We start from the raw sequence: 24088 nt of genomic DNA, 5'->3' as shown, positions 1-24088 counted from the left end.
CGCGGCGTACGTCTGCTCGCCAGCGATCGCGAAGAGCATCAGCGACAGCCCGAACCAGACCATGCCGTTGCTGATCAGCGCAGCTCGAGCCAGGGGAGTGCGAGGAGTGGTCATGGCGTCACTGTGACACCGCCGACTGGGACTGCCCCCAACACTGCGTCCGTCTTACGCTGATTCTGCAGCGTCGAGCGCGGCCGCACGTCGTGCTCCGCTGTCGCGGACCCCGCTATTCGCCCCGGACGGCCGAGGGACCGCGGGCCGTCTCCGGCGCGAGTGCGATTCACTGCCCCGCCGGAGCCGGCTGCCGGCGCCGTTGCGCCCGCAGCAGCGCCGGGAACCAGCGCATCACGCTCTCCGGCAGCGTCGCACGCGTCACCATTCCAGTACCCAGTAGCCACCAGGCCAAACGGCTGATCAGAAGATGCCGTGGAATCGCGCGCGCGGCTCTACCCAGCCCTGCAGAGGTCGTACAAGGAGGGGGCCCGCTCGATCACCGTGAGGTGGTCAGAACGGCTTTCCGGATGAGAGACGCGCTCAGCGGTGAAGACGCGGTTTGTGCGTCTTCCCCGCTCGAATGTTCCGATTCTCGATCACACCGGTGACCGCAAGGCTTGCGGCCACGGAGACGATCAGCACCCAGCCGAGCATGTTGAACCACTGACCGGTGAATGCCGCGTCGGTCTGCTCGCCGGCGATCGCGAAGAGCATCAGCGACAGCCCAAACCAGAACATGCCGTTGGAGATCAGCGCTGCGCGCTCGACCTTGGTCCGGGGCTTCGTCATCAGCTCACCTTTCCACCAGGATCCAAGGCCGTCCACGGAGCCCACGAACGCTTGAAGTGGGGGATGGAGCGAGCCGTGAAGACTGCCTGTCGCGTGGTATCCACGTTGAGGCGGTTCAAGAGCTCACCTCGCCGGATCGAGGGAACCGTTGGGGTTGAGCTGAACGGGCACGAGTGTGATACGCCCGTTCTCCAGTTCGACGGTCATCGCACGGTGACCGTCGACGACGACGGTCTGCCCTTTCGTGACGCTGCCAGCGTCGAAGACGGATTGCACGATGGGCACACTGCGCTCGGCCGAGTCCTGCAACCTCAGAGGCTGGCTGCTCTCGTCAGAGCTGGAAGGCACGTCGATGCGCAGGAAATGCTGGCATCTCTCGAGGAGCGTGCGGAGATGACGGCGCAGCGTGCGCGGTCGGAGGGCTCTGTGACGCCGGGTCATGTGTTCAGAGGAGAGGGCCGTCGGTGTCACGGGTGCGCCGGGTGACCCGTTCGCCGCTCGCAGGGTCGACGGCGGAGCGCGTGGTCGTGGTGCTCTGACGGCGACGGAAGGTGAAGGCGAGCCCGAGGATGAAGATGATCAGCCCCGCGCCCATCAGGATGTCGCCGATCATGTGCAGGTCGACGACGCTCGTTTCGATGTTGACGGCGAACGCGAGAACAGCGCCGATGACGAACAGAACGATTCCGGATCCGATGCTCATGAGAGGTCCTTCCAAGAGTTGTCATTGAGATGATGCCGCTCCGCTAGGCGCTCACGCCGTCTTCCTGCGGATAGGGCCCGTGTTGGCCGGAGAGGGCAGTGTCCGAGAGCGGGTGGGTCAGTCGTCGTCGCCGTCGGGCGCGGGTGCCTGATCGGTGCTGGTGCTCGAGGTGGAGTCGGACCAGACGGCTTGCGCGCCGGAGTCGCCGATGCGGATGACGTCGATGGTCGCTCCGACGGAGATGGCGATCGCTGCGACGGCGAGGACGATCCCGACGATAGGGCGGCGGCGGGCGGGTCGGTCCTCGGTTCGTCGCGTGCGGCGGAACCAGATCCACTGGACCAGGGCGACAAGGAACAGGCCGGCGGCCCAGGGGAGCAGGTGGTCGCCGAGCTCGGTGTGCTGCTCGAGGATCGCGGACGGCTCCGTCTGTCGTTCGAGGGCTTCACCGGCCTGCGTCGTGAGCGGAACGGCGATCAGCGCAGCGAGAGCGATGATCGGGGTGAGGATCCCGAACTTGCGGCGGGCGGCGGGCCAGACGCTGCCGAGGATGAGCATCAGTGCGGCGAGAGGGAGCAGGACCACGACGGCGTGCACGAGGAGCGGGTGGAGGGGGAGGCCGTTGATCTGCCAGTCGTTCATCGGGGGCGCCTTCGGTCGAGGGGGGCTGTCCTCGTGACGCTAACGCGCCCCCTCCCGCGCGCTCTGCCGGTCGAGGTGTTCGTGTGAGCCCTCGAACGATCGCTCGCCCGTCCTCGGAGCCGACTCCCCGCTTCACCGCCGAGATGCGAGGCGCCGACCGGGCGGAATCAGGACGTGTGCTCGCTCGCCGGTGCGATCAGGCGGCGGAGCCGGTCGGTCACGAGAAGGGCACCGGTGGCGTCGACGGTGAGGACGTCGACGTCGAAGCGGTCGGTGACGGTGTCGAGCGTCGCGGCGCCGCCGGCGAGGATCGCGGTCGCGAGGACGTCGGCGGTGACGATATCCTCGGCGATCACGGACACCTGCACGAAGGGGACGTCGCCGGGCTCGGCAGGTCGGCGCCACACGTGCTCTCCGCGTTCGGCGGTCCCGGAGGTGGCGATCGCGCGGCGTCCGTCGCCGAGCGGGACGACGCAGAGCAGCGCCTGCCGGTCGCCGGGATCCACGATCCCGACCCTCCAGCTGCCGGAGGGAGAGGTGAGGACGTCGCCACCGACGTCGAGGAGCCATTCGCCGTCGCCGAGCAGCCGGGCCGCGTGCGCCATGGTGGTCGCCTTGACGGTTCCGGCGAGGTCGATGACGCCGTCGGGCCGGTGCGGGGTGAAGGCGCCGTCCGTCGCGGTGCGCCACTGGAGTGCCTCGGCGTAGGCGGTCCGCATCTGCTCGGACGCGGCGGTCAGCGCGAGCTCGCCGCTGGCGATCCGCGACGCCTCCGACTCCGGCCGGTACAGGCTGAAGCGGGCGTCGGCGTCGGCGAAGACGGCCTCGACGTCGCCCACCGGCGCGTCATCGGCGGCGCGCAGGCTGGCCACGGTGCCCATCGTCGTGAACGTGTACACGGTCAGAGTCCCGCCTGGTCGATCGCCGATTGCAGAGAGGTGAGGTAGCCGTCGCTGGTGTAGGTCGCCCCGCTGACCGCCTGCACGTGCGCGGACTGGGCGGCGAGGACTTCTTGACGCAGGATCGGCGCGGCCCGGTGGGAGATCGACACGGACCTCCCGTCCTTGTCCGTCAGGTGCACGGCGGTCACCTCCGTGATCTGCCCGCCGGCGACGGTGATCGCGACCTGCACCGCGCCGAAGCGGGTCGCCACGGACGAGCCGGTCCAGGTGCCGTCGGCCGAGGCGGACGGGCTCGCGGTGGCCATCGAGCTCGCGTCGGCCGAAGGGTCAGCGGCAGCGCCTGCGGAGGGCGCTGCGGGCGTCGTCGGGGTGGGGGTGCCGGCCGGGGTCGGCGTGGTCGTCGCGGGAGCCGTTCCGTTCGTGGCCGTGGTGGCGCTCGTCCCGGTGGCGAGTGGTGATCCGGTGGCGCCAGCCGATCCGAGCTGCCAGCCGCCGACGAGGACGGCGAGGGAGGCGAGGACGCTGGCGACTGCTGCTCGTGTTCTCACCAGTCGAACCTCTCCACGTGGATCTGCCGGTCGGGCAGGCCTGCCGCTCGCGCGTCGCGGACGACGAGGTCGGCCCAGGCGGTCGGACCGCAGACATAGAGGTCGGATTCGAGCAGGCCGGGCAGCGCCGAGGTGATCGTCACACCCCGAGCGACGGACTCGGCGGACATCCACGTCGCGAGCCCTGCGGGCCGGCGGCCGATCATCCCGAACAGCGCGCCGCGGCTGCTGCGCACCAGGGTCTGCGTCTCGTCCCAGAGGTAGGTCTGCGAGTCGTCGGCGGCGCGCAGCAGGACGGTCACCTCGCCGGGTCGGAGGCCGCCGTGCTCGAGGAGCGCTCGGGCGGGGGTGATGCCGATGCCGGCGGCGATGATCGCGAGGCGCGGGGCGGTGCGGGCGACGTCGGTGAAGATCCCGTAGGGGCCCTCGATCGAGACCGCAGTCCCGGGGCGCAGCCTTGCGAGACGGTCGGTCCCGGCTCCGAGTGCGCGGACGGTGATCCGCGCGCGGGTGTCGGTCGGGACGGCGGAGAAGGAGATCGGGTGCGCATGCCACCAGGTGCCGCGGCTCCAGAACCGCCAGATCGCGTACTGCCCGCCGATCACGCCGAGGCGTGAGAGGCCGCGGCCGGAGAGGTGGATCGAGAAGACGCCGGGAGCGATCGTCTCGACGGCCTCGACCTGGATCCGGTGCCGCAGCGTCGCGAGCACCGGCACCGCGAACCGGAACCAGGCGATCGCTCCGAACGCCAGGACGTAGAGGGCGATCCAGTAGACGCGCTGCGGAGTGCTCTCGGCGAGGACCTGGCCGGCGGAGAGCTGGTGGGGGACGGCGACGAGGACGGCTGCGTAGCTGAGCAGGTGGATCGCGTGCCACGCCTCGTACGCGAAGCGGCGGCGCACGGCGACGAGGGAGGTGACGACGACGAGAACCAGGAGGGTGCTGCCGAGCAGCGCCAGGAGCATGTCGGCGCCGGAGTACAGGGCGAGAGTCTCGTTCCACAGCGTCAGCCCGTCGGTGAGGGCGTAGCCGACGGTGAGCAGCGCACCGTGCCCGAGGATCAGGGACAGGGCGGGCTTGCCGAGGCGGCGGTGCAGCGCCATCGCGGTGTCCTGGCCGAAGGTGCGGTCGATCCAGGGGATCCGGGCGGCGAGGACGAGCATGACCAGGATCAGGTCGGTGCCGACGAGGCCGGCGACGATCCCCGCGGCCGTGAGGGCTCCGGCGACATCGGTGACCTGCGCGGGTCCGCCGGCCGCGAGGTAGAGCGCGATGGCGAGGGCGACCGAGACCCAGCAGGCGGTGACGAGCGCGTCCGCGGACCGCAGGCGCCGGCGCAGGGATCGCTCGCGGTCGGCCTGGGACCGCCGCAGCGTGGTCGGGGCCTGGGGTGCGGGTGCCCTGGTCGGTCGGATCGTGGTGCTCACGGCGGCGCCCTCCGGTAGGTGTCGAGTGCGCCGACCTGAGGTTTCCGGGGGCGCGCTCTCACCGTCGCGGGGGAGTCTTGGTGCCGGCTATGAGGGATGCGTGCCGACTCCCCGCCGGAGTCCGATTCGTGTTCGAGGTCTCACATGTCACCGCTCGGGCAGCACGACCGTCACCGTCACTCCGCTGGGGCGGCGGTTCTCGAGGGTGACCGATCCGTCGGCGGTGTCGACGAGGGCTGCGACGAGGGCGAGCCCGAGCCCGCTGCCGCCGTCGCGGCTGGTGCGCGCCTCGTCGGGCCGGGAGAAGCGCTCGAACGCGTGCGGCACGAACTCCTCCGGCATGCCGTGCCCGGTGTCTTCCACGCGCAGCTCGAGGGTGGAGTCGTGCTGCTCGAGGAGGAGGGTGATGCGTCCTGCAGAAGGCGTCGCGGCGATCGCGTTCGCGCCGAGATTGTCGAGGATCCGCGAGAACGCGCTCACCGAGAGCGGGTAGGGCGCATCAACCCGCTCGATCGCGGTGTCCAGCTCGATCTCGGGGCCGGCGCCGCCCGTGATCGTCCTCAGCCGGTCGACGGAGTCCATCAGCTCGGTCTCCAGCTCGCTCGCCGTCGCGCGGACGGCGACGGGCGGGGCGGCGTCCAGGCGGGAGAGCTCGAGGAGGTTCGTCGCCAGGCGGGACAGGCGGGCGAGGGAACCTTCGGCGGCGCGGATCTCCTTCTCGAGGGCGTCCGCGTCGCCGAAGTGCCGGTGCGCGAGTTCGAGCTGGGTGATGACGACGGCCAGCGGGGTGCGGATCTCGTGGCTGGCCGCGGACACCATCTGCCGCTCCCGATCCGCGGTGTCCCGCATCCGGGCGATGAACGCGTTCAACGTCTCCGCCAGGTCCGACAGCTCATCAGTCGCCGGCCCGACAGGGAGCTCGCCGCCGCCCCGGTCGCCGAGGGACGCGGCGGTGCGGCGCATCCGCTCGACCGGACGAAGAGCAGCCCCGGTGAGCAGCCATGCGGCGAGAGCGGACAGGATCACGAGGGCCGCGGCGCTGATGAGCAGCGTCCGGTCCAGGGCCGAGACGGTGAGGTCGCTGCCGGCGCCGCTGCGCGCCGCCCACAGCTCCCACGTGCCCGCACTCGTGTCCAGGGTCCGGGAGACGACCGTGAACCGGACGTTCTCGTCGGTGACCACCGTCGAGGTGCCGTCGCTGCCGCTGCTGCGCTCCAGGACCTCGTGGACGTCGTGCGGCATCGTGTCGACGGGCACCGCCCCGCCGGGAGCGCGCGTGAAGATCAGGATCCCCTCGGCCGGCGGGTCGGGGGTCTCGGTCGGGTCCGATCCCAGATCGGCGAGATACGGGGCGAGGTCGCCCTCGGCGAGGGTCACCTCGGACGCGACGACGATGCTGCGGAACTGCCCGTGCAGTACCGCCGTGATCACCCCGACTCCCACCAGCGCGACGAGGAGACTGCCGAGGGTGATCCGCGAGCGGATCGACAGGGAGCGCAGCAGCCTCACTCGGTGCGCTCCAGCCGGTACCCCGCGCCGCGGACGGTCGTGATTCGCAGGCCCGCGTCGGCCAGGGCGAGCTTCTTGCGGAGGTAGCTGACGTACTGATCCACCAGGGTCGGCTCGAACGTCTCCGGCGACCCCCAGACCTCGGTGAGGATCTCCGTCCGGGTCAGTACCTCATCGAGATGCACGGCGAAGAAGCGCAGCAGCGTGAACTCCTTCACGCTCAACGCGAAGGGGCGATCGTGGACCGTCGCGCGCACCGCCAGGGCATCCAGGCGCAGCGCTCCGAGCTGCACCATCGGCTGCGGGCCACTGGCCCGGCGCCGGATCTGCGCGCGGATCCGCGCGCTCAGCTCGCCGAAGTGGAACGGCTTCGTGACATAGTCGTCGGCGCCCGAGTCCAGCCCGAAGATCCGGTCCTCGACAGCGTCGCGCGCCGTGATCAGCACCACCGGAACGGTGCTGCCCGACTCCCGCATCCGCCGGCAGACCTCGAACCCGGTCATCCCCGGCAGCATCACGTCGACGACGGCGACATCGACGTCTCCCGCAGTGAACGCGATCAGCGCGTCGACACCGTTGTCGACGAGCTGCACGTCGTAGCCGTCTTCCCGCAGTCCTCGTTCGACGAGGGCGCCCATCTGCGGGTCGTCCTCGACGACGAGGATCCGGGACATCAGACCGCGCCGGAAGTCCCGAGCAGCGACCCGATCAGGAAGGTCGCGGCGAGGGCCAGAGCGCCGCCGACGACGATGCGGATCATCGGGCGCAGCGCCGGGCTACCGCCGACCCGTGCGCTGATGTAGCCGGTCGCGGCGAGGGCGATCAGCACCACGACGAAGGTCACCGGAACCCTCAGCTCCGGCGGAGGGAGCAGGATCGCCAGCAGCGGCAGCACGGCTCCGAGGAAGAACGCCAGCGCCGAGGCGCCGGCGGCGGCGAGCGGACTGGCGACCGCTTCCTCGTTCAACCCAAGTTCCGCTTCCAGATGTGCGGTCAGAGCGTCGTTCTCGGTCAGCTCGCGGGCGACCTGATGCGCTGTCTCCGGGGTCAGCCCGCGCGCCTGGTACAGCCAGGCGAGTTCTTCGAGCTCCCCGTCGGGATCCTCGGCCAGCTCGACGCGCTCCTTCGTGATCAGCGCACGCTGACTGTCGCTCTGGCTACTCACCGACACGTACTCGCCCAGCGCCATCGAGATCGCACCGCCGACGACACCCGCGACACCCGCCGTCAGGATTGGTGCCGTCGCGGTCGTCGCACCGGCGACACCCACGACGAGAGCGGCGACCGAGACGATGCCGTCGTTCGCGCCCAGCACACCCGCTCGCAACCAGTTCAGCCGACCCGAAATCGCGCTGTCGTGCGGTTCCGCGCGGGGCGAGGAGGGCGGAGGCGTGGACGGGGTCGACATGAGGGCCATGCAAGCACCCACCCCGCGGGAGCGCTAGCCAGGAGAGCCTGCCCAATCCCGTCGGTGCTGCACCGGCTGAGAAGAGACGCAGGGGAGAGGCAGAGCCCAGCGCCGGCCGGGAGCTACGGTGCGAGCACGCCCCGGACCGAAGGAATCACCATGCCACTCATCCGCATCGACCTGATCGAGGGCCGCTCCGACCAGCAGATCACCGCACTCGGCGACGCGCTGATGCGCACCCTCGTCGAGGTCTACGGCCTCCCGGAGCGTGACCGCTTCCAGATCGTCACCGAGCACAAGCCCGGCCGACTCACCGCCCTCGACGTCGGACTCGGCATCGAGAGGTCCGAGCAGATCGTCATCATCCAGATCTTCACCCAGACCGGCCGCAGCACCGAGGAGAAGCAGGCGTTCTTCGCCGCCCTCGCCGCCGCGCTGGACGCGATCGGCATCGACGGCGCCGACCTCGTCATCGGCTTCATCGAGAACACCGCGGCCGACTGGTCCTTCGGCTTCGGCCGAGCGCAATACATCACCGGCGAGCTCGCAGCGCCCGGGAGCGCTTGACGGTGAGGCTCGGCGGAGGAGCGCTGCCGGCGTACCTGCGGTGAGGGGGTGAGCCTCAGAGTGCGGTGAGCCGATCGAAACGCGGGAGTATTTCGGCGCTGTCGCGCGGAACGACATTGAACCCCAGCCGCTCCAGCTCTGCCACGGCGGTCATCGGATCGTCGGACACCGCGGCGGCGAGTTGACGCTTGCGCCACCGAAGGCGACCCTCGTGAAGGGCGGCGCCCGCGCCACTGATGGTGTCGATACCGAACTCGACGATCATCATCTCCAGCACGTCCTCGAGGCACGGTCGGAACCGATGGCCGCCAGTCGGGAAGTGAACATCGCCGAATCGCGGCGGGTCACCTTTCGCTACGCGCTTCTGGTAGATCTTGCCGCGACGTCGAGCTCCTGTGGCGGCGAGGGCGTCCGTCATGTCCTGCCGCTCGGCATGCACGTTGTAGTGCGCCGAGGGGACGTCGCTGCCGCTGTCTCGGAGGTAGTCGACGGTGAAGAGCGGCCGGGCCGAGCCGCGCACGTTCACTTTGAACGTCGAGCGTTCCACAGAGACGAGGTGGCTCACCGGACTCAGGACCAGCCGATACTGGACGACGAGACGGAAGGTCTCGGTGCCCTCGATGTCCAGACGAAGCCCGAGCTCCTCGGTGGGCTCGACAGTGACGGCGACACCGCCGCCGCGCATGCGAACCACGCTGCTTTCTAGGCCGACGAGTCCGTTGGGGATGATCTTCGCGAGCATCTCCATGATTTCGAGCATGAAGTCGAAGACCTTCTTTTCGAGGTCCCCGTCGGACTGACCGCCAGGGTCAACGCTCGGCATGCTCCCGCAGGTACGTCAGGTCCTCGAGCTTGCGCAGGATCGACTGTCCCTCCTGGGACAGCTCGTACCGGTCGGCGCGCTGGCGCAGCTCATCAACCGAAGCCCCTGCGCGTGCCTCAAGTTCAGCGAGACGAGCGCTGATCTTTGAAATCGTCAGTACCTCGAGGGTGGGAACCATGCAGTCATGGTGACACGGACCCCCGTCATTCGCACTCGGACAGATTCATCGATGGTGCAGGACCCCAGTCGAAGCGGCGATCTGCACACCTCGGTGGGTGAGGAGATGCGGACGGTGCCGGCAGGCTGACCGCTGCCAGCCGGACGGCGCTCGCTCGCCCGAAGGGCCAGCCCCCACCTGAGCCCGCTCGACAAAATACCCCCGGGGGTATAATTTGGTCATGAGTTCCTACTGAAAGGGGAAGTGATGCTGCTCGAACGCTTCTACGACGACGACCTCGCCCAGGCGAGCTACCTCATCGGCTGCCAGGCCACGGGAGACGCGGTGGTCGTGGACCCGCGACGGGATGTCCAGGTCTACCTCGACACCGCCGCCCGCAACGGCATGCGCATCGTCGCGGTGACCGAGACCCACATCCACGCCGACCACCTCTCCGGCACCCGTGAGCTCGCGCGAGCCACCGACGCCGAGATCTTCGTGTCGGGGGAGGGCGGCGTCGACTGGCAGTACGGCTTCGACGCGACCCGGCTGCACGACGGCGACGTCATCCCCGTCGGCAACCTCCGCCTGCAGGCCCGCCACACCCCCGGCCACACTCCGGAGCACCTCGTGTTCCTCGTCACCGACGGCGCCCTGACTCAAGATCCCGGCTACCTGCTCTCCGGCGACTTCGTGTTCGTCGGTGACCTCGGCCGCCCCGACCTGCTGGATGAAGCGGCGGGCGGTCAGGACACACGGTTCCAGGGCGCGCAGGACCTCTTCGAGAGCCTCAAGCGCGTCCTCCTCACCCTTCCCGACCACGTGCAGATCCACCCCGCGCACGGGTCGGGCAGCGCCTGCGGCAAGGCGCTCGGCGCGATCGCGTCGACCACCGTCGGCTACGAACGCCTCTACACCTGGTGGGGTCCCTACCTCGCTGCGGATGACCGGGACGGGTTCGTCCGCGAGCTGCTCGACGGGCAGCCCGACGCGCACGCCTACTTCGCCCGCATGAAGCGCGAGAACCGCGACGGCCCGGCCGTGCTCGGACCCCTGCCCGAACTCGCGGCGGTGACATCCGAGGACGCCGCCGAGCTGCTCCGCGGCGACGACGTGGTGCTGGTCGACACCCGCCCCCCGGCCGACGTGCGCGCCGGCTCGGTGCCCGGTGCCCTGGCAATCCCGGCGACCGGGAAGACCGCCGCGTGGGGTGCCTGGGCGGTGGACCCGGAGCGGGAGAAGCGCCCGCTCCTTCTCCTGGCCGATGGGCCGGAGCAGGCCGATCATGTGCGCGATCACCTGATCCGCGTCGGAATCGACTCCTACGCCGGCTACCTCACCACCCTCGACGGGCTCGAGACGCGACCCTCCACCACCATCGCCCCCGACAAGGTCGCGGACATCGAGGACGCCTTCGTGCTCGACGTGCGCGAAGCGAGCGAGTACGCCGCCGGGCACGTCCCCGGAGCGACCCGGATCGGCGCAGGACGCGTGCTGTGGGAGACCGACCGGCTCCCGAAGGACCGCACGATCATCAGCTACTGCCAGAGCGGCGCCCGCAACATCATCGCCAGCCAGGCGCTGCGCCGCGCCGGGTTCCCCGTCATCGAGATCGAGGGCAGCTACCTCGGCTACTCCCGCGCCCAGCAGAACGCCGACGCACCCACCACCTGACGCACCCTCCTCGCGGCTGCCCGCCCGCCGCGCCCCACCCCGGCGCGTCCCTTCTCGCGCGCCCGAACTCGGGCGCGGTGGGCGGACACCGCCCCGCGCGTGAGACTCCTCGCGCCGGGCCGCCGGGCCCCGCCACCCGGCCTCTCACCTGCGCCGGCCACGGCCCACCTCCTCGCTTCCGATCACCGGCGGCACCCGTTCGCGGTGTCGCCGCGCTCCCGAAAGGGCAACCATGACGACCACCTCTTCCCCTCTCACCGTCGACTCGAGCACCCTCCAGGAGTGGGTCAGCGAGCACGAGGACCTGCTCGTCATCGACGTGCGCTCCGCAGCGGAGTTCGAATCGCTGCACATCCGCGGCTCCTTCAACGTGCCCCTGCCACTGCTGTCCGAGCACACCGACCAGCTCGCCGAGCGCCTCGGAAGCCGAGTCGTGTTGGCCTGCCAGTCCGGGGTCCGCGCGGAGCAGGCTCGACAGCGCCTGGCCGCGACCGGCCTCACCGGCGCCTACGTCCTCGCCGACGGGGTGCCCGGCTATGCCGCCGCCGGCGGCGACGTCGTCCGAGGCGCTGAGCGATGGGCGATGGACCGCCAGGTCCGCTTCGCCGCAGGCGTCCTCGTCCTCCTGGGCCTTGTCGGCGGACGCGTCATCGCCTCCCCGCTGCGTCTACTGTCCGGCGCGATCGGGGCCGGTCTGACGTTCTCGGCCGCGGTGAACAGCTGCCCGATGGCCTCCGTCCTCGGACGACTGCCGTGGAACAAGGCCGCCGTCGAGCTGACAGCCACCGGCGCCATCACCCAGATCCCGGTCCGGAGCGCAGCCTGATGGGGCTACTCGACCGCTTGTTCCGCCGCTCGTCCCGCACCGTCTCCGTCGCGCAGGCGAAGGAGCTCGTGCTCTTCGGCGCGACCCTGGTCGACGTGCGCACCGCACAGGAATGGCGCACCGGCCACGCCGCAGGAGCCAAGCACGTACCGCTGGACACGCTGCAGAGCACGAGCGCAGGCATCCGGAAGGACCGTCCCGTGGTGCTCATGTGTCAGTCCGGCGTCCGCTCCGCATCCGCGGCCCGCCTTCTAGCCGACCGCGGCTACACCACCCACTCTTTGCGCGGCGGGATGACAGCCTGGCGCTCCGCCGGCGAACCCCTCCGCTGACCCCTCCCAGCGAGGCATCACCCCGCTCACCACTTGAAGGAGAACCGATGAACGAGATCACCGTCACCGAAGCCGACCGGCGGCGTCCGACGAGTCAGATCCTCGACGTCCGCGAGAACGACGAGGTCGCCACCGGCATGATCCCCGGCGCCCTGCACGTGCCGATGGGACAGCTGGGGCAGCGCCTGTCCGAGCTCTCGCCCACCCAGCCGATCATCGTCGTCTGCCGCAGCGGCCGCCGCAGCGCCGCCGCAGCAGCCGCACTCACCCGCGCCGGCTTCACCGCCGACACGATGGCCGGCGGGATGGATGCCTGGACCCTCGCCGGCCTCCCCACCACCTGATCTCGAATCGATGACCGTCCACACCCTCACCGCAGACACCTTCGACACCATGACGAAGGCGCACGACGTTGCTCTCATCAGCTACGGGGCGAGCTGGTGCGGTCCCTGCCGCGCCTTCGCGCCCGTGTTCGCGAGCCTCTCCGAGCACTACCCGTCGATCCTCTTCGCCACCGTGGACACCGAAGCCGAACCGCTGCTCACCCGAGCAGCCGAAATACGCACCGTCCCCACAGTCCTCCTCCTGCGCCGCGGCGAGGTCGCGCACCGCCACGCCGGCGTCCTCACCGCGTCAGCTCTCGCCGACCTCGCGGAAAGCGCCCTCACCCACTCGATACCCCGGAAGAGCGCATGAGCCTCATCTCCCTCCCTCTCGGGCTCCTCATCGGAGCAGTTCTCGGCCTGGTCGGCGCCGGCGGCTCGATCATCGCCGTCCCCGCCCTGGTCTACGGCGTCGGTCTGTCGACCGACGAGGCCGTCCCCGCGTCCCTGATCGTGGTCGGGCTTGCCGCGCTTTCCGCCGTGATCCCTCGACTGCGCCGTGCGATCGACTGGCGCACCGCCGCTCTCGTCGGCGCCGCAGGAATCCCTGCCGCGTGGGTCGGCTCCCAGGTCAACAAGGTCCTCGACCCGGACGTGCTGATGCTGCTCTTCGCAGCCCTCATGGTCGCTGCCGGCATCCGCATGCTCACCGCCCCACCCACCGGACACGATCACCGGGTCCGCCTCTACGCGCTCCGCGCGATCGGAGTGGGTCTGGTCGTCGGATTCCTCACGGGCCTGCTCGGCATCGGCGGGGGATTCCTCATCACCCCCGCCCTCATCCTCCTTCTCGGCCTGTCCGCCGGCACCGCGGTCGGCACCTCGCTGGTCATCATCGTGATCAACTCCGTCGCAGGCCTCAGCGCCCACCTCCCCGGCGCCACCCTGGACTGGCCCGTCATCCTCCTGTTCAGCGGCGCCGCGATCGTCGGATCCCTCATCGCCTCCCGCTACGCCTCCCGCCTCCCGGACAGAACCGTCAAGATCGTCTTCGCCGTACTGGTCCTCCTCGTCGCCGTGTTCGTCGCGTCCGTCAGCATCGCGGGACTCCTCACCCGCTGACGCTCTCGCAACGAGTCAGCTCGGGCGATCGAGGATCGCGCCACAGCTTTCATGCTGATACCCCCAGGGGTACTGTGATCCCGATGCTGCCGAGCACCCGCAACATCAGAGCACTCGACGCGCACGCGCCGCGAACAGGAAGAACGAGCATGACCGATACCGCTGGCCAACTCCACGACACGGACGCCATCCGGAAGATCGCGAACCGCCTCAAGCGGGCGCAGGGACAGCTCGCCGCGGTGATCAGTGCGGTCGAGAACGGCGGAGACTGCCGCGACGTCGTCACCCAGCTCTCCGCCGTCTCCAGCGCCCTGGATCGGGCCGGCTTCGCGATCATCTCCACCGCCATGCGTCAGTGCCTCATCACCGACGACGCGGACTCCGCTGACGACGACACGGCTGACGCCCCTCCGCGCAAGCTCACCGTGGAAGAGCTCGAGAAGCTCTTCCTCACCCTCGCCTGACGTCAGAGCCTGCGCCCTCCGGCCAGACCGTTCTGCCGCCGCTACTCCGCGCTCGGCAAGGGGCGACGGCGTTCCACAATGTCTGCGGCGAGGACGCTCAGGTCTATGCCGAGCCGCTGTGCCTCCCGCTCGAGGACCCGCAGAGCATCATCAGGGGCAAGGCCGAGGCCGGCGCCGACGAAACCGGCCGCCTGGTGCACGAGAGCCACATGCTCGGGCAACCGCCCGGAGATGATGCGAGGCTCCGGATCTTCATCGCCGGATCGTCTATCCATTGAGCGCACTCCAGTTGCGTCGAATCAGAAATCGTCGTAGAGGAACGGTTCGGAAAAGTCGTCCATAACGGGATAGAGGATGTGTCCCTGTTCCGCCGAGGTGATGCTTTCGAGGAAGACGGATGTCGCCGGCGTGATGAGCGCAGACACCGGATGCGGCCCCGGCAACTCAACCATCGCGCCACCCACGCGCGCAGCCTCCTGAATCCGGTCGGTGAGCTGATCGAGATCCGTCTCGGCCGGCAGGCGGAAATGACGATGACCGATGACCAGTTCGAGTGCTCGCATCCTGTCCTCGCGTCCTTCTGCTCGATCTCGTCCGCCACGGTAGGCCTGGCAGCGCGCCGAGGAGTAGACCCTTGCCAAATGGCGGGAGCGCGTGCAGATCCACCTCAGGCCTCGGCCGCCGTGAGCGCGTCCACCTGAGCTGCCGCCGGCTGGGACAGGGGCTCTGTGAAGGCGCCTGCGCTGATTCGACCGTTCCGTATGGGGATGGTTCACCGGGACGCGCACACGGGCAGATTCGCCGCGGAAGCGATGACTCAGTGCCTCCGGCTTCGATTCACGCCGGCGGATTGGGGGAGAAGTCGAGCGCTCGGGTGATGATCAGTGCAGCCACGTCGCGAACGCTGATCCCTTCTGCGAAAGCGTAGGCGCGGATCATCAGCAGGGCGTCCGCGGGTGTCAATCGCATCTGGCTCACTACCATCCCTACCGCTTGATGCACTTCTCGGCGCGAGAGCGCGGGATCGCGGGCGAGCGTCCCGTCCGCCGGAAGGCTCATCATCTGCTCGGCCACGGCTTTGGCCAGGGTTCCCGATAGTCGATTGGCGAGCTGCAGATGCTGAGCATCGAGCCGCATCGAGGCACTGCTGTAGAGGGTGACGGCGCCGATGCTCGAGGTGCCGACCAGCATGGGAACGGCGAGGACCGTCCTCGCTCCGGCTGCCTCGGCGGAGAGCCCGAAGACCGGCCAGGCAGCGAAATTCCGCTCCTCATCGACATGCAACTCGGTCGGACGGTACGTGCGGTGCGCATCCCAAGCTGGCCCCTCCCCGAGGTCGATTTGCATCTCGTCGAGAGTCGCCGCTCGATGGCTCGTCGCCGCTAGCGTCTGCGCGTCAAACGGAGCGCCGAGCACGGACACGGCAGCGTCCTCGCCGGGAAGGATTCTGACGAAGGACTCCAGGAGCCACACGATTTCCTCACCGGAGGTACCGTCTCCGTGTCCTGGCAGGTGCACGCTCACGACCGAAAACGAGACGCGCGCGGCAGCATCCTCACGCCTTGCTCGTCCATCGGTTGATGGCGTCCTCGGGCTGTCGGGGTGCGCGCCGCTCGTACACCGTTGTCAGTCCCGGAACTCGTCGTAGTCGGGATATGGAGGCTCGTCATCAATCATGGGATGCGCCACGTAGCGCTCGTTCTCGCTGATTCGGGAGCGGATGTTCGCTACAGCCGCCTCGGCGGCTTCCGATGCAGCTGCCTCATCCACACCGACCGCCTGCAGGTCGACCGGGACAGCGACGAGCTCGCTTCCGGCGTTCAGGGTCAGCTTCGCTTCGACCAGGCGACCTTGCTCGGTGAACGCGGGGATCGTGACCGTCTCGGAGTGCTGCTGTCGATCGATCGCTGTCACCAGCTCGAGCAGCGCCTGCACCACTGCATCCGTCGTGAACAGACTCCTCGATGCGTAAGTCAGCTGCTGCATGCGTCCATCGTCGTCAGATCGGCAGTGCAGCGCGACGGGGTTGTCGCGGTGGCTGCGGAGAAGGTAGCGAGAGCGATCGAACGTCCCGTACGGGGATCGTCCTCTGGGCGGTAGAACCACCTACTGCGATCCGGGCATCCGACAGAGCCTCCAGCGCGCTTCGGCCCCTAGTTCCATCGTCCTTCCCAGTCGGAGAGGGGAGCGCTGGTCGCGTATTCGCGGAGCCATGCGATCTTTCCGTCGCGGACGGTCGCGAGCGTCGATCCGTCGAAGGCGTGGTCCGCTCCGTCCCAGTGGCACTCGAGTCGCCACTCGACCGCGATGCGGTCGCCGGCTGTGAATTCGTTGGTGATGGTCCACCCGAGTACGCGTCCGCCGGCCGCCAGCCAGGACTCGGCCCAGCGGAGGACCGTCGGAGCGCCTCGGTACACAGGGCCGTAACTCTCGATGACCACGACGCGAGGGTCCTCGCCGGGAGTCGACGGTGGGGCTCGTGCTGTCCTACCTCCTGCTGGCCGTCGCGGTGGTGCCGGTCGTCATCGGATCGTTCGGGCTGCTGGCGGCGCGCTGATCGATCGACATCTCGTCGGGGGATCGGTTACCGGTCGTCGTGCGGCGCAGTTGTGCCGTCCTGCCCGGAAATAGCCGTTCTGGTATCCCTGCTTGCTTGAGCGGGAGCCTCGTACCCGCAGTGCGAGGCTCCTCTGACTCGGCCCGGCTCGAACGGGCTGCCATCACCATGCTGCGGGCAGGACGTCCCCTGACTGGATTAGAGACGCTTTGGACGGGCGCGCTCGGCGGTAAGCGGAACGCGAGGTGTCGACAAGAACGGTGCGAGCGAGGCGCGCGACGCGTCCCTGTCGGGGGTCGTTCAACGCTCCACGCCGGCGAGGGGGCTGAGCCGCGCGTCGGCGCCGGCGGCGGTGTCCCATAAGACCCGCCCGATGAAATGCACGGTGACGGGGCGGCTATCGGGACACTGGGAGGGTGGATCAGGAGACGATGCTGCGCACCCGAGCTGAGGTACTCGACGACATCGAGCGACAGCTGCGCTCCGAGGCCAACGTCGCGGGGGAGCGGATCGTGCGAACGGAGAACGGCTTTCGGCTGCAGGAAACGGAGACCTTCACGGTCGAGGTGTGGAGGATGCTGTTCAACTGGCGCCTCGTGGTGATGCCGCCGCATCAGCAGATCGAGACGACTCACGGGTACTGCTACTTCGGCACCGGCCTCGCGAGCTTGGCTCGCGCGGTCGCCGCCGGCCTACAGTGGACGGATCCGATGAACTCTGCCCCAGAGGGGTTCGACAAGCAGGCGTTCTAACGCCTATCTATTTCTGACCGCGGTGAGCTTGCCACGTTCGAGAGCGCCAGCACCCGTCGGTCTCAGCAGTGCGGGCGATGAGTTGTCAGAAGGGCATGGCCGACCCGTCAGCGCCGAGGCGGTAAAGGGTGGTGCTGACCGGGGCCGCGTCGCCGCCGTCGTAGAGTCCGCGGGCGAGCTGGTGGAGGCCCGCTACCGCGTCGGAGTCTTCCGTGCCGCAGACGTGCATCGATACGCGCTGACCGATCGCGACTAGCGGGTCGCCGGGGACGAACTCGTCGAACAGCGTGTGAAGGAACCCCGCCCTCAGGATCAGGGACGCCGCGAGCTCCTCGCTGCCGGGCGGTGTCGCGAGGAGGAATCGCCCGTCGCCGCCGGACACCATGGGGTCGATGCGCGCCAGCCAGGCGAGCGCCTCCGCGGCGAGCGACTCCTCGGTGTGCCCGAGGCGCGCCGCCGTCGACGCCGTCACGTACTCCCACGCCCCGTCCCGGTCGAGGACATGGGCGACGGTCAGCCCGGACTCATGTGGCGCCAGGATCGGAGCGTTGGAGGCCGCGGATCGGGCCAGCAGCGCCGCCACGGCGCGATCGTCCAGAACCAGCGGGAGAATCGGCACGGCGTCGGTACCCACCCGAGCCCGCCCCGTCGCCGGATCGGCAACCACGGCCACCGCATCCGCCGCGCCGCTTACGGGCCGGCGCCGAGAGAACAGTCCCATCGTGTCCCGATCTCCTTTCAAACTTCTCGGGCGAGGAGGGGCGCCTGAGCCCCCTCGACACTCGCCATTCCGCGAGCCTAGGCGCCGGGCGGCCCGGAGCTGCGCTGTCGGCGTCGGAGCTGCCTCGCCCCAAAACCAGAGGGTCGCTGAGACGCGCCGAGCTGCGATCTCTCACAATTGCGGTGTTGCGACTGCACTGTGGTCGCGCTTGGGATGAAGAGAAGCGGCCGCCGGCGTTTGCCGACGACCGCTTCTCTCAGTGGCTGGTAGTCCCTCTCGTCGAGGTGGTTCTTCGACGCTGAGGTCAGCAGAGTGCTGCGCGCACCTGGCGGACGGTGGACAGTGACACCTTTACGCCGAGGCGCTCAATCCTGCGCTGCAGCGCAGAGTCGGTCGTGGCGTTGCAGGCGGCGGCGATGCGCGGGTCGGTCGCGTCGATGCCCAGGCGCTCGAGGACCGCGGCGACCTTCGCCGGGACGGCGGGCTTGGGTGCCTCGGTGCTCGAAAGCTCGCCGTCGATGCCCATGCGGTCCTGGCCCGCGGTCACGAGGAGAGGCGTCGGAGTTCCTCCAAGGGGGACGTCCTTCCAGAACTCGGGGATGCAGTCGATGGGGAAGGGCTGGAACGAGATCTCGACGTTCCCCGGAATGACGCCGGTGATCGCATAGGTGCCATCCGGGTTCGTCACTGCCCCACGCCCCAACAGGAGGTTGATGCGGTTCACGGCTCCGACAGAGATGCCTCCGGTGGGGACGCCGTCGCAGGTGACCCGGCCGGAGACGGTCGAGCCGAGAATCAGGGTCGAGTCGGCCGTCGTAGTGGAGTCGGCGAAGATGTCGACTTCGGACGCTTCCGCAATGGTAAGGACCCCGTCCCACATCTGCGCCGCCCAGGGGCTCCCCGTCGGCGGGAGGAACGCCACTTGGTAAGAGCCGGTCTCGACGCTCAGGGAGTAGTGGCCCTCCGCATCGCTCGTTGCACCGTCCCCGACCTGGTACCCCTGGTCGCTGACGGGGATCACGTCGATGCCAGCGACGGGACCAGCTCCGGCGCCGCTCACCGTTCCCTGCAGCGTCCCATACGCGACGTCGGCTTGTGCTGGCACGGCGGCGCCGACTGTCAGCGCGGTGGCGAAAGTCATGGCTGCGATGCCGATGGATGTCATGCGTGTTCGGCGGCTGGATTTTCGGAGCATGTGATTCCCCTCTCACGGCCGTCGCACAGGCGCGACGATCCCGCTCGCACGGTAGCGGTTCCAGGCCGGATCGCATCAGCCCCTCTCCTGGCATCCATCGGGGTGGAGCGCGTGCAGTGCTCGTTGCCCAGCTGACGTATTTGGCGATGTTTGTGCTCGAGCGACACGTTGCGCGTCAGTCAGCGAAGCGGTCTCTTCTGACTCCGCCGAGGTGTTCCTGGGCTCCGTCGGTGCCTGGCTGACCATCCAGCGAGGAAAGGGCGCTGAGGAGTGCTAACGAGAAGGTGGCGGCGCTCAGGTGTCGATTCACGGCACGACTTCAACGAGCTGAAGGTTGCTGCTCTCGCGCGGCGAGAGGAGTGACGCCATGATGCTTCCGGGCCATTTGGTGATGGTCGTTACTGTGGGAGAGACGTCCGCGTCTGCGGGCCGGTCAAGGAGGGATTCATTGCGTGGCTTCTCGGGTCGATCTGGTCGATGATCTGACTGGCGTGCCGATCTCGGCCGGGCGCGGTCGAACGGTGAGTTTCTCCGTCGATGACGACGCCTACGAGATCGATTTAACCGCGGCCAACATCGGCTACCTCCACCTCGCTCTCGCGCGGTTCGTCGACGCTGCACGGCCACTCTCGGCCGCGCAAGTTCGACCTCGCGTGACGGCTGTCGCTGCGAGCGCGGGGCGTAAGAGTCCTGAGATGTTGGCAGCGATCCGGCATTGGGCGCGACGCCACGGATACGAGGCTCCGAGGTCCGGCCGATTACCCTCCGACGTTCAAGCCGCGTACGACGCGGCGCACTGAACCAGCATCGGTATTAGACGTTCACTGGACGTCTACTTGACCCGGCGAGGGGTACCGCGACTCGCACGACTCCGCGCATGCGCCTCGGTTGGCCTACGGCCTGCGATTCGGTCGGGGTCCCGCTGTCCACCTGTGTGCAGGCCAGCCCCAGCGAGAGCTGGGCTGTGCACAGGTGGTCAGGGGGCGTCACCGACCGACTGAGCCCGCGTTCTACCCGTGTCACGATTGCACGAGGTTCGGCGAGGTAGATCGCGTGGCGTACGGTGCGGAGCGCACTGCGAGTCGACCTCAACGTGGTCGAGAGACAGAAGCCCCTGCTCGATCAGGGCTCGAACGGCGGCTCACGCCCACCATCCGGTTGTGGCGTTCAGCTGCTGCTTGGCGTCTCTCGACCGCTGGCGAGCGATGCCATTTGGAGCGCTTCGAACAGATTGTCCGCGGCTCCTTGGCGATCGTCCATCGAGAGATCGAATACTGCGTCATCGAGCTTCGCGCAGATGACCTTCTGCCAGTCCGCGGGCAATGTGCCGCCGGCGGTCTGCGGCGGGTTGGGTTGCCCCTTCGACGTCACGGTCATGACGGCCTCGCAGCAGTCGCGGATCCGGTCGTGAAGGATCTTTGGCCGGTCGACGTTCACTTTCGCACCGTCGTCGCCGTCGACGCCTTGCTCGACTGCGGTGAAGATGCCGGTGAGCTGGGTTTCGTAGTCGTCCACGAATCGGATCCTACTGACGCAGCTGCCTAGTCTGCCCCTCGGTCGGGATGGAAGAGCCCCCGCGAGCTGAGGCTCGAGCGGGGGCTTTCCGACGTCAGCGGGGGGGTGCTGAGTCGGGTCGATGTTAGTCGACCGGCCAGGTGGCGAGCGCGTCGTAGGGGGTGAGGGTGGGGACGCCGTCGACGTGCGTGACGGTCATTCCGGGTTCAGTGAATCCGGCGGCGTGGGCGACCGCGGCGAGCACGAGACGCGTATGTGTGTAATCAAGTCCGGAAATGTCTTCGCGGAGGTCGACGGGGGTGCCGTGACCAAGTGAGGTGGCGATGCGGGCGATGCGTTGCTCGCCGCCACTGAGCGCGCCGATCTCGTAGCCGATGCGGTCGAAGTCGACCGCGCTCGTCTTCCAAGCGTTGTCGGTCCGGACCCACGGAGCGCCCTCGTAGACGAGGCCCGAGCGGATCAAGAGCTCGACCGCAGCGGTGAGCGGGTTCGACCCTACGGCCCAGTCGCGGACCTGCGCGTGAAGCGCGTCGTTGTCGCCAGTCACGCGACTTGCTCCATCGACTCCGAGGGGACGCCGTCCATCGAACCGGCGACGTCGGTGTCGCCGGCCGAAGGCCGGCGAGTGCGCGCCACTCGGGCGCGGGCCTGCTCGGGTCGCGGGACGCCTGCTGCGCGGAGTTCTTTCTCGGACCAGCCGCACGCGAGTGCGGTGGACCACGCCTTGGCGTGGCGGGTCTGCGCGTCAGAGAGAGCGGTCCGTGCGGTGTCGGTGTCGTTCGCTGCGCTCACGATCGACCGCACCGCTTCGACCCGCCTCTCGACGGTGGATTCGAGGAGGCGGCGAGCCGCCTCCGCAGCCTCATCAGGGTTCCGAGTGACGTCGTTCATACCCCGAGACTACCGAGGACGGCAGTCGATCGGGTACCGAAACGGGTGCGCTCGACCAGCCCGGCCGTGGGCAGACTATGGTGACGCTTTGCGGGACAAGAGCGCAGAGCAAGCTGTCAACTTAGGTGTCCTAAATTGCTTGCCGGTCTGGCGCTGCGCTGGGCCGAAGGATGGGGATGTGATGACGGAGTCGAGCCGGTTGTTCGGTCGGAAGCGTCGTCCGAACGTTCCGCCGGAGCAGCGTCGGGAGAAGAAGTACGTCGTGCGGGTGTCCCCGGATGAGGATGCGATGTTGCGTGCTCGCGCTGAGGTTTTGGATGTGACGGTGCCGCGGTTGATGTTCGAGGCGGCGATCGATCCGCAGGTCCGGTCGGATGTGGAGTGGAAGTCGGTCGGTTCGGAGCTGATGCAGCTGCGGACGCTGATGGGTCGTCTTTCGAGCAACATGAATCAGCTCGCTCGGTTCGCGAACACCGAGGGCCGTTTTCCTGAGGAAGCAGTGCAGGTGGCGGCGGAGTATCGGGCGTTGGTGCCGCGGGTGAACGAGACGCTGCGACGACTGGCCGGCCAGTGATCCCGAACGTCACGTACGGCGGGGACATGGGCGGTCTCGTGCGCTACCTCGCGGGAGAGGGGCGCGCGAACGAGCACACCGAGCAGCACTTGATCGCGGGTGACCCGGCGATCATGGCGATGCACGGGGAGAGCGTGCTCGATCAGGTCGAGGCCGCCGCGATCGCAGCGGAGTTGAACGAGTACAAGAACTTCTTCGGCGTCGACGTGACCCGCCAGGAAAAAGTGTTCGACAAGGACTCCGGCGAGCAGATCGGCAGCAAGCGCGTCGCCGCTGACGTCTGGCACTGCTCCCTCTCGCTGCGTGCGGAGGAGGGGCAGCTCACCGATGAGCAGTGGGGACGGATCGCGACCGATTTCGTGGACCGGATGGGGTTCGCCGGCGAATCCTCCGGGAAGGCCGACTGCCGGTGGATTGCCGTACGGCACGGCGTATCGAAGAACGGCAACGACCACATCCACATTGCTGTCTCCGCGGTGCGCGCCGACGGCACGAAGGCGCACGTCGCCTACGACAAGGCGCACTCGCAGAGGGTCAGCCGGCAGCTGGAGAAGGAGTACGGGCTCGAACCGTTGCACGCGCCCGAGCGTGAGCTGGGGGAGCGCGGCGTGCAGCCCGGCGCGCGCGAGTCCGCGCAGCGCCGCGGCGCGGTCGAGGTCGACGCTCACCGGCTCGAGCGCGCGGTCCGCTCGTCGGCATCATCGTCAGCGGACGAGGCGGAGTTCGTGCGCCGGATGCGCCAGGCCGGCGTGCTCATCCGCCCGCGCTACGCGGCGGGCCGCGACGACGTCGTCGCCGGCTACTCGGTCGCCTTGCGTCCCGAGAAGGGCACGCCCGTGGTGTGGCACGGCGGCGGGAAGCTCGCCCGAGATCTCACTCTCCCAGAGCTGCGGAAAGGCTGGCCGGACTCACCACAGTCCGCGCAGACAGCAGTCGATGAGTGGCGCGCGACGGCCAAGAACCCGTGGCGCTACGAGCCCGTCGCGCCTGGCCGCGAAGCGACCGAGCTCTCAAGTGATCTCTACTCCTCCTACGCGGAGGACATGGGACGTCTGCACGACTACCTGAGTCGAGTGGACCCCTCCGATCGCGCGACCTGGGCACACGCAGCCCGCGAAGCATCCGGCGCCTACGCCGCATGGTCGAGGCGCCTCGAGCCGACACCCGGGCCGCTCGCCGAAGCGTCACGGACCCTTGCCCGCTCCGCGCATCTGCGCGCGCACGAGTCGACACCCCGGCCGGCGGGAATGCCGTCAATGGCCGGGACGACGATGCTGATCCTCGCGACCGCCGGGAAGCGGAACAAGGCCGCCGAGGAAGCCATGCTGCTGCGCCAGATCGTGCGCACCACGCGAGCGATCATGGACGCCCACAAGGCCGCCGGCGACGCCCGCCGCACCCGCGAGCTCGCCGGGACGATCCGGAACCAGCTGAAGACGGTCCACGAGGGCTACAGCGCGCAGATCCAGAAGAACGCCTGGGACGCCCTCCCCGAGGCCACCCGCCGCGCCCGCGAGACGGTGCAGGCGAGCTTCGCGACCGGCACTCCCGTCCCGACGAAGCTCACGAAGGCGGAGCCGACCGTCACCTCGACCGCTGCCCCGCAGCGTGGCACCGAGCCGCGCGAGCGCGATGGACACGACCGCTAGACCGATACCAGTGAAGGGGAGGAA

General features: G+C 68.9%; 33 protein-coding genes. 12 read left to right on the top strand and 21 right to left on the bottom strand.

The genetic code is table 11. From position 1 onward, the window contains the following. Nucleotides 1–534: 534 nt before the first annotated feature. From MT355_RS20320 to MT355_RS20275, 10 genes are all read right to left on the bottom strand, one after another. Complete coding sequence (locus MT355_RS20320) at nt 535–783, bottom strand: hypothetical protein (protein ID WP_243600923.1); 249 nt, start codon at nt 781–783, stop codon at nt 535–537. Nucleotides 784–906: 123 nt separating this feature from the next. Then, complete coding sequence (locus MT355_RS20315; protein ID WP_243600922.1) at nt 907–1224, bottom strand: hypothetical protein; 318 nt, start codon at nt 1222–1224, stop codon at nt 907–909. Nucleotides 1225–1228: 4 nt separating this feature from the next. Continuing rightward, nucleotides 1229–1486, bottom strand: a complete 258-nt coding sequence (locus MT355_RS20310) for a DUF6458 family protein (protein WP_243600921.1) — start codon at nt 1484–1486, stop codon at nt 1229–1231. A gap of 117 nt (nt 1487–1603) precedes the next feature. Beyond that, nucleotides 1604–2128, bottom strand: coding sequence for a DUF2231 domain-containing protein (locus MT355_RS20305; protein WP_243600920.1), 525 nt, complete (start codon nt 2126–2128; stop codon nt 1604–1606). Between the two features lie 167 nt (nt 2129–2295). After that, entirely contained in the window at nt 2296–3027 is a 732-nt protein-coding gene (locus MT355_RS20300) for an FAD:protein FMN transferase (protein ID WP_243600919.1), read from the bottom strand. Between the two features lie 2 nt (nt 3028–3029). Continuing rightward, nucleotides 3030–3578, bottom strand: a complete 549-nt coding sequence (locus MT355_RS20295) for an FMN-binding protein (RefSeq protein WP_243600918.1) — start codon at nt 3576–3578, stop codon at nt 3030–3032. Continuing rightward, nucleotides 3575–5005, bottom strand: coding sequence for a ferric reductase-like transmembrane domain-containing protein (locus tag MT355_RS20290; RefSeq protein ID WP_243600917.1), 1431 nt, complete (start codon nt 5003–5005; stop codon nt 3575–3577). Before MT355_RS20290 ends, MT355_RS20295 begins: the two co-directional genes overlap by 4 nt. A gap of 147 nt (nt 5006–5152) precedes the next feature. After that, the gene (locus tag MT355_RS20285) at nt 5153–6514 is read right to left on the bottom strand and encodes a HAMP domain-containing sensor histidine kinase (protein WP_243600916.1); all 1362 of its coding nucleotides are present in this window, start codon (nt 6512–6514) and stop codon (nt 5153–5155) included. Further along, nucleotides 6511–7188, bottom strand: coding sequence for a response regulator transcription factor (locus MT355_RS20280; RefSeq protein ID WP_243600915.1), 678 nt, complete (start codon nt 7186–7188; stop codon nt 6511–6513). The genes MT355_RS20285 and MT355_RS20280 overlap by 4 nt, the downstream gene beginning before the upstream one ends. Next, the gene (locus tag MT355_RS20275) at nt 7188–7922 is read right to left on the bottom strand and encodes a VIT1/CCC1 transporter family protein (RefSeq protein WP_243600914.1); all 735 of its coding nucleotides are present in this window, start codon (nt 7920–7922) and stop codon (nt 7188–7190) included. The genes MT355_RS20280 and MT355_RS20275 overlap by 1 nt, the downstream gene beginning before the upstream one ends. Before the next feature lie 159 nt (nt 7923–8081). On the opposite strand from MT355_RS20275, the gene MT355_RS20270 reads away from it, so the two are divergent. Next, entirely contained in the window at nt 8082–8489 is a 408-nt protein-coding gene (locus MT355_RS20270) for a tautomerase family protein (protein WP_104268952.1), read from the top strand. Between the two features lie 55 nt (nt 8490–8544). Here the strand turns inward: MT355_RS20270 and MT355_RS20265 are convergent, their stop codons facing one another. Both MT355_RS20265 and MT355_RS20260 read right to left on the bottom strand, forming a co-directional pair. Beyond that, nucleotides 8545–9312 (bottom strand): ABC transporter substrate-binding protein, encoded by a 768-nt coding sequence (locus MT355_RS20265; RefSeq protein ID WP_243600913.1) that lies wholly within the window; start codon nt 9310–9312, stop codon nt 8545–8547. Beyond that, entirely contained in the window at nt 9299–9490 is a 192-nt protein-coding gene (locus MT355_RS20260) for a hypothetical protein (RefSeq protein ID WP_104268950.1), read from the bottom strand. The genes MT355_RS20265 and MT355_RS20260 overlap by 14 nt, the downstream gene beginning before the upstream one ends. 246 nt (nt 9491–9736) lie before the next feature. Here MT355_RS20260 and MT355_RS20255 point away from each other — a divergent pair, with 246 nt between their 5' ends. The 7 genes from MT355_RS20255 to MT355_RS20225 all read left to right on the top strand — a co-directional run bounded on the left by MT355_RS20255 (nt 9737) and on the right by MT355_RS20225 (nt 14210). After that, nucleotides 9737–11143 (top strand): rhodanese-like domain-containing protein, encoded by a 1407-nt coding sequence (locus MT355_RS20255; RefSeq protein WP_243600912.1) that lies wholly within the window; start codon nt 9737–9739, stop codon nt 11141–11143. A 232-nt stretch (nt 11144–11375) separates the two neighbouring features. After that, a complete protein-coding gene (locus MT355_RS20250) occupies nt 11376–11969 on the top strand; it encodes a rhodanese-like domain-containing protein (protein ID WP_243600911.1) in 594 nt (197 codons plus the stop codon). Next, the gene (locus MT355_RS20245; protein ID WP_243592986.1) at nt 11969–12301 is read left to right on the top strand and encodes a rhodanese-like domain-containing protein; all 333 of its coding nucleotides are present in this window, start codon (nt 11969–11971) and stop codon (nt 12299–12301) included. Before MT355_RS20250 ends, MT355_RS20245 begins: the two co-directional genes overlap by 1 nt. Nucleotides 12302–12348: 47 nt before the next feature. After that, a complete protein-coding gene (locus MT355_RS20240; protein WP_243592987.1) occupies nt 12349–12645 on the top strand; it encodes a rhodanese-like domain-containing protein in 297 nt (98 codons plus the stop codon). Between the two features lie 10 nt (nt 12646–12655). Continuing rightward, entirely contained in the window at nt 12656–12997 is a 342-nt protein-coding gene (locus MT355_RS20235; protein ID WP_243592988.1) for a co-chaperone YbbN, read from the top strand. Next, entirely contained in the window at nt 12994–13746 is a 753-nt protein-coding gene (locus MT355_RS20230; RefSeq protein WP_243592989.1) for a sulfite exporter TauE/SafE family protein, read from the top strand. The genes MT355_RS20235 and MT355_RS20230 overlap by 4 nt, the downstream gene beginning before the upstream one ends. Before the next feature lie 149 nt (nt 13747–13895). After that, a complete protein-coding gene (locus tag MT355_RS20225; RefSeq protein ID WP_243592990.1) occupies nt 13896–14210 on the top strand; it encodes a metal-sensitive transcriptional regulator in 315 nt (104 codons plus the stop codon). 41 nt (nt 14211–14251) lie between these two features. Here the strand turns inward: MT355_RS20225 and MT355_RS20220 are convergent, their stop codons facing one another. The 5 genes from MT355_RS20220 to MT355_RS20200 all read right to left on the bottom strand — a co-directional run bounded on the left by MT355_RS20220 (nt 14252) and on the right by MT355_RS20200 (nt 16651). Then, complete coding sequence (locus MT355_RS20220) at nt 14252–14485, bottom strand: ANTAR domain-containing protein (protein ID WP_243600910.1); 234 nt, start codon at nt 14483–14485, stop codon at nt 14252–14254. Between the two features lie 24 nt (nt 14486–14509). Then, nucleotides 14510–14773 carry a hypothetical protein gene (locus MT355_RS20215; protein ID WP_243600909.1) on the bottom strand — a complete coding sequence of 88 codons (264 nt, stop codon included), beginning with the start codon at nt 14771–14773 and terminating at the stop codon, nt 14510–14512. Nucleotides 14774–15047: 274 nt separating this feature from the next. After that, nucleotides 15048–15683, bottom strand: coding sequence for a GAF and ANTAR domain-containing protein (locus MT355_RS20210; protein ID WP_308197447.1), 636 nt, complete (start codon nt 15681–15683; stop codon nt 15048–15050). Nucleotides 15684–15836: 153 nt separating this feature from the next. Then, on the bottom strand, nt 15837–16196 hold the full coding sequence (locus MT355_RS20205; RefSeq protein WP_159987026.1) for a hypothetical protein: 360 nt from the start codon (nt 16194–16196) through the stop codon (nt 15837–15839). Between the two features lie 167 nt (nt 16197–16363). Further along, nucleotides 16364–16651 carry a nuclear transport factor 2 family protein gene (locus MT355_RS20200; RefSeq protein ID WP_243600907.1) on the bottom strand — a complete coding sequence of 96 codons (288 nt, stop codon included), beginning with the start codon at nt 16649–16651 and terminating at the stop codon, nt 16364–16366. Between the two features lie 532 nt (nt 16652–17183). On the opposite strand from MT355_RS20200, the gene MT355_RS20195 reads away from it, so the two are divergent. After that, the gene (locus tag MT355_RS20195; protein ID WP_243600906.1) at nt 17184–17519 is read left to right on the top strand and encodes a hypothetical protein; all 336 of its coding nucleotides are present in this window, start codon (nt 17184–17186) and stop codon (nt 17517–17519) included. Nucleotides 17520–17604: 85 nt separating this feature from the next. On the opposite strand, the gene MT355_RS20190 is transcribed toward MT355_RS20195, so the two are convergent. Together MT355_RS20190 and MT355_RS20185 are read right to left on the bottom strand one after the other, a co-directional pair. Further along, complete coding sequence (locus MT355_RS20190; RefSeq protein ID WP_243600905.1) at nt 17605–18240, bottom strand: hypothetical protein; 636 nt, start codon at nt 18238–18240, stop codon at nt 17605–17607. 304 nt (nt 18241–18544) lie between these two features. Beyond that, entirely contained in the window at nt 18545–19405 is an 861-nt protein-coding gene (locus tag MT355_RS20185) for a carboxypeptidase-like regulatory domain-containing protein (protein WP_243600904.1), read from the bottom strand. Between the two features lie 482 nt (nt 19406–19887). Here MT355_RS20185 and MT355_RS20180 point away from each other — a divergent pair, with 482 nt between their 5' ends. Then, nucleotides 19888–20235 (top strand): Lsr2 family protein, encoded by a 348-nt coding sequence (locus tag MT355_RS20180; RefSeq protein ID WP_243600903.1) that lies wholly within the window; start codon nt 19888–19890, stop codon nt 20233–20235. Between the two features lie 367 nt (nt 20236–20602). Here MT355_RS20180 and MT355_RS20175 read toward each other — a convergent pair whose 3' ends face one another. Further along, a complete protein-coding gene (locus tag MT355_RS20175) occupies nt 20603–20950 on the bottom strand; it encodes a hypothetical protein (protein ID WP_243600902.1) in 348 nt (115 codons plus the stop codon). 124 nt (nt 20951–21074) lie between these two features. After that, nucleotides 21075–21497, bottom strand: coding sequence for a hypothetical protein (locus tag MT355_RS20170; protein WP_243600901.1), 423 nt, complete (start codon nt 21495–21497; stop codon nt 21075–21077). A gap of 525 nt (nt 21498–22022) precedes the next feature. Between MT355_RS20170 and MT355_RS20165 the strand changes: the two genes are divergently transcribed. Together MT355_RS20165 and MT355_RS20160 are read left to right on the top strand one after the other, a co-directional pair. Then, nucleotides 22023–22415 carry a plasmid mobilization relaxosome protein MobC gene (locus MT355_RS20165; RefSeq protein ID WP_104292870.1) on the top strand — a complete coding sequence of 131 codons (393 nt, stop codon included), beginning with the start codon at nt 22023–22025 and terminating at the stop codon, nt 22413–22415. 26 nt (nt 22416–22441) lie between these two features. Next, the gene (locus MT355_RS20160; RefSeq protein WP_243600900.1) at nt 22442–24064 is read left to right on the top strand and encodes a relaxase/mobilization nuclease domain-containing protein; all 1623 of its coding nucleotides are present in this window, start codon (nt 22442–22444) and stop codon (nt 24062–24064) included. Nucleotides 24065–24088 lie beyond the last annotated feature (24 nt).

Source organism: Rathayibacter sp. VKM Ac-2929 (genome assembly GCF_022815495.1).
Classification (GTDB): domain Bacteria; phylum Actinomycetota; class Actinomycetes; order Actinomycetales; family Microbacteriaceae; genus Rathayibacter; species Rathayibacter festucae.
The sequence above is the reverse complement of the archived record's forward strand: the minus strand, read 5'-3'. Positions and strand labels throughout refer to the sequence as shown.

Bases quoted from the DNA above. Each gene is read 5' to 3' on its own strand.
- MT355_RS20185 (WP_243600904.1), bottom strand. From the start codon at position 19,405: ATGACATCCATCGGCATCGCAGCCATGACTTTCGCCACCGCGCTGACA.
- MT355_RS20270 (WP_104268952.1), top strand. From the start codon at position 8,082: ATGCCACTCATCCGCATCGACCTGATCGAGGGCCGCTCCGACCAGCAG.
- MT355_RS20320 (WP_243600923.1), bottom strand. From the start codon at position 783: ATGACGAAGCCCCGGACCAAGGTCGAGCGCGCAGCGCTGATCTCCAAC.
- MT355_RS20205 (WP_159987026.1), bottom strand. From the start codon at position 16,196: ATGCAGCAGCTGACTTACGCATCGAGGAGTCTGTTCACGACGGATGCA.
- MT355_RS20165 (WP_104292870.1), top strand. From the start codon at position 22,023: ATGACGGAGTCGAGCCGGTTGTTCGGTCGGAAGCGTCGTCCGAACGTT.
- MT355_RS20305 (WP_243600920.1), bottom strand. From the start codon at position 2,128: ATGAACGACTGGCAGATCAACGGCCTCCCCCTCCACCCGCTCCTCGTG.
- MT355_RS20240 (WP_243592987.1), top strand. From the start codon at position 12,349: ATGAACGAGATCACCGTCACCGAAGCCGACCGGCGGCGTCCGACGAGT.
- MT355_RS20315 (WP_243600922.1), bottom strand. From the start codon at position 1,224: ATGACCCGGCGTCACAGAGCCCTCCGACCGCGCACGCTGCGCCGTCAT.
- MT355_RS20265 (WP_243600913.1), bottom strand. From the start codon at position 9,312: ATGCCGAGCGTTGACCCTGGCGGTCAGTCCGACGGGGACCTCGAAAAG.
- MT355_RS20235 (WP_243592988.1), top strand. From the start codon at position 12,656: ATGACCGTCCACACCCTCACCGCAGACACCTTCGACACCATGACGAAG.
- MT355_RS20225 (WP_243592990.1), top strand. From the start codon at position 13,896: ATGACCGATACCGCTGGCCAACTCCACGACACGGACGCCATCCGGAAG.
- MT355_RS20160 (WP_243600900.1), top strand. From the start codon at position 22,442: ATGGGCGGTCTCGTGCGCTACCTCGCGGGAGAGGGGCGCGCGAACGAG.
- MT355_RS20275 (WP_243600914.1), bottom strand. From the start codon at position 7,922: ATGTCGACCCCGTCCACGCCTCCGCCCTCCTCGCCCCGCGCGGAACCG.
- MT355_RS20245 (WP_243592986.1), top strand. From the start codon at position 11,969: ATGGGGCTACTCGACCGCTTGTTCCGCCGCTCGTCCCGCACCGTCTCC.
- MT355_RS20310 (WP_243600921.1), bottom strand. From the start codon at position 1,486: ATGAGCATCGGATCCGGAATCGTTCTGTTCGTCATCGGCGCTGTTCTC.
- MT355_RS20260 (WP_104268950.1), bottom strand. From the start codon at position 9,490: ATGGTTCCCACCCTCGAGGTACTGACGATTTCAAAGATCAGCGCTCGT.
- MT355_RS20190 (WP_243600905.1), bottom strand. From the start codon at position 18,240: ATGGGACTGTTCTCTCGGCGCCGGCCCGTAAGCGGCGCGGCGGATGCG.
- MT355_RS20255 (WP_243600912.1), top strand. From the start codon at position 9,737: ATGCTGCTCGAACGCTTCTACGACGACGACCTCGCCCAGGCGAGCTAC.
- MT355_RS20250 (WP_243600911.1), top strand. From the start codon at position 11,376: ATGACGACCACCTCTTCCCCTCTCACCGTCGACTCGAGCACCCTCCAG.
- MT355_RS20230 (WP_243592989.1), top strand. From the start codon at position 12,994: ATGAGCCTCATCTCCCTCCCTCTCGGGCTCCTCATCGGAGCAGTTCTC.
- MT355_RS20280 (WP_243600915.1), bottom strand. From the start codon at position 7,188: ATGTCCCGGATCCTCGTCGTCGAGGACGACCCGCAGATGGGCGCCCTC.
- MT355_RS20220 (WP_243600910.1), bottom strand. From the start codon at position 14,485: ATGGATAGACGATCCGGCGATGAAGATCCGGAGCCTCGCATCATCTCC.
- MT355_RS20215 (WP_243600909.1), bottom strand. From the start codon at position 14,773: ATGCGAGCACTCGAACTGGTCATCGGTCATCGTCATTTCCGCCTGCCG.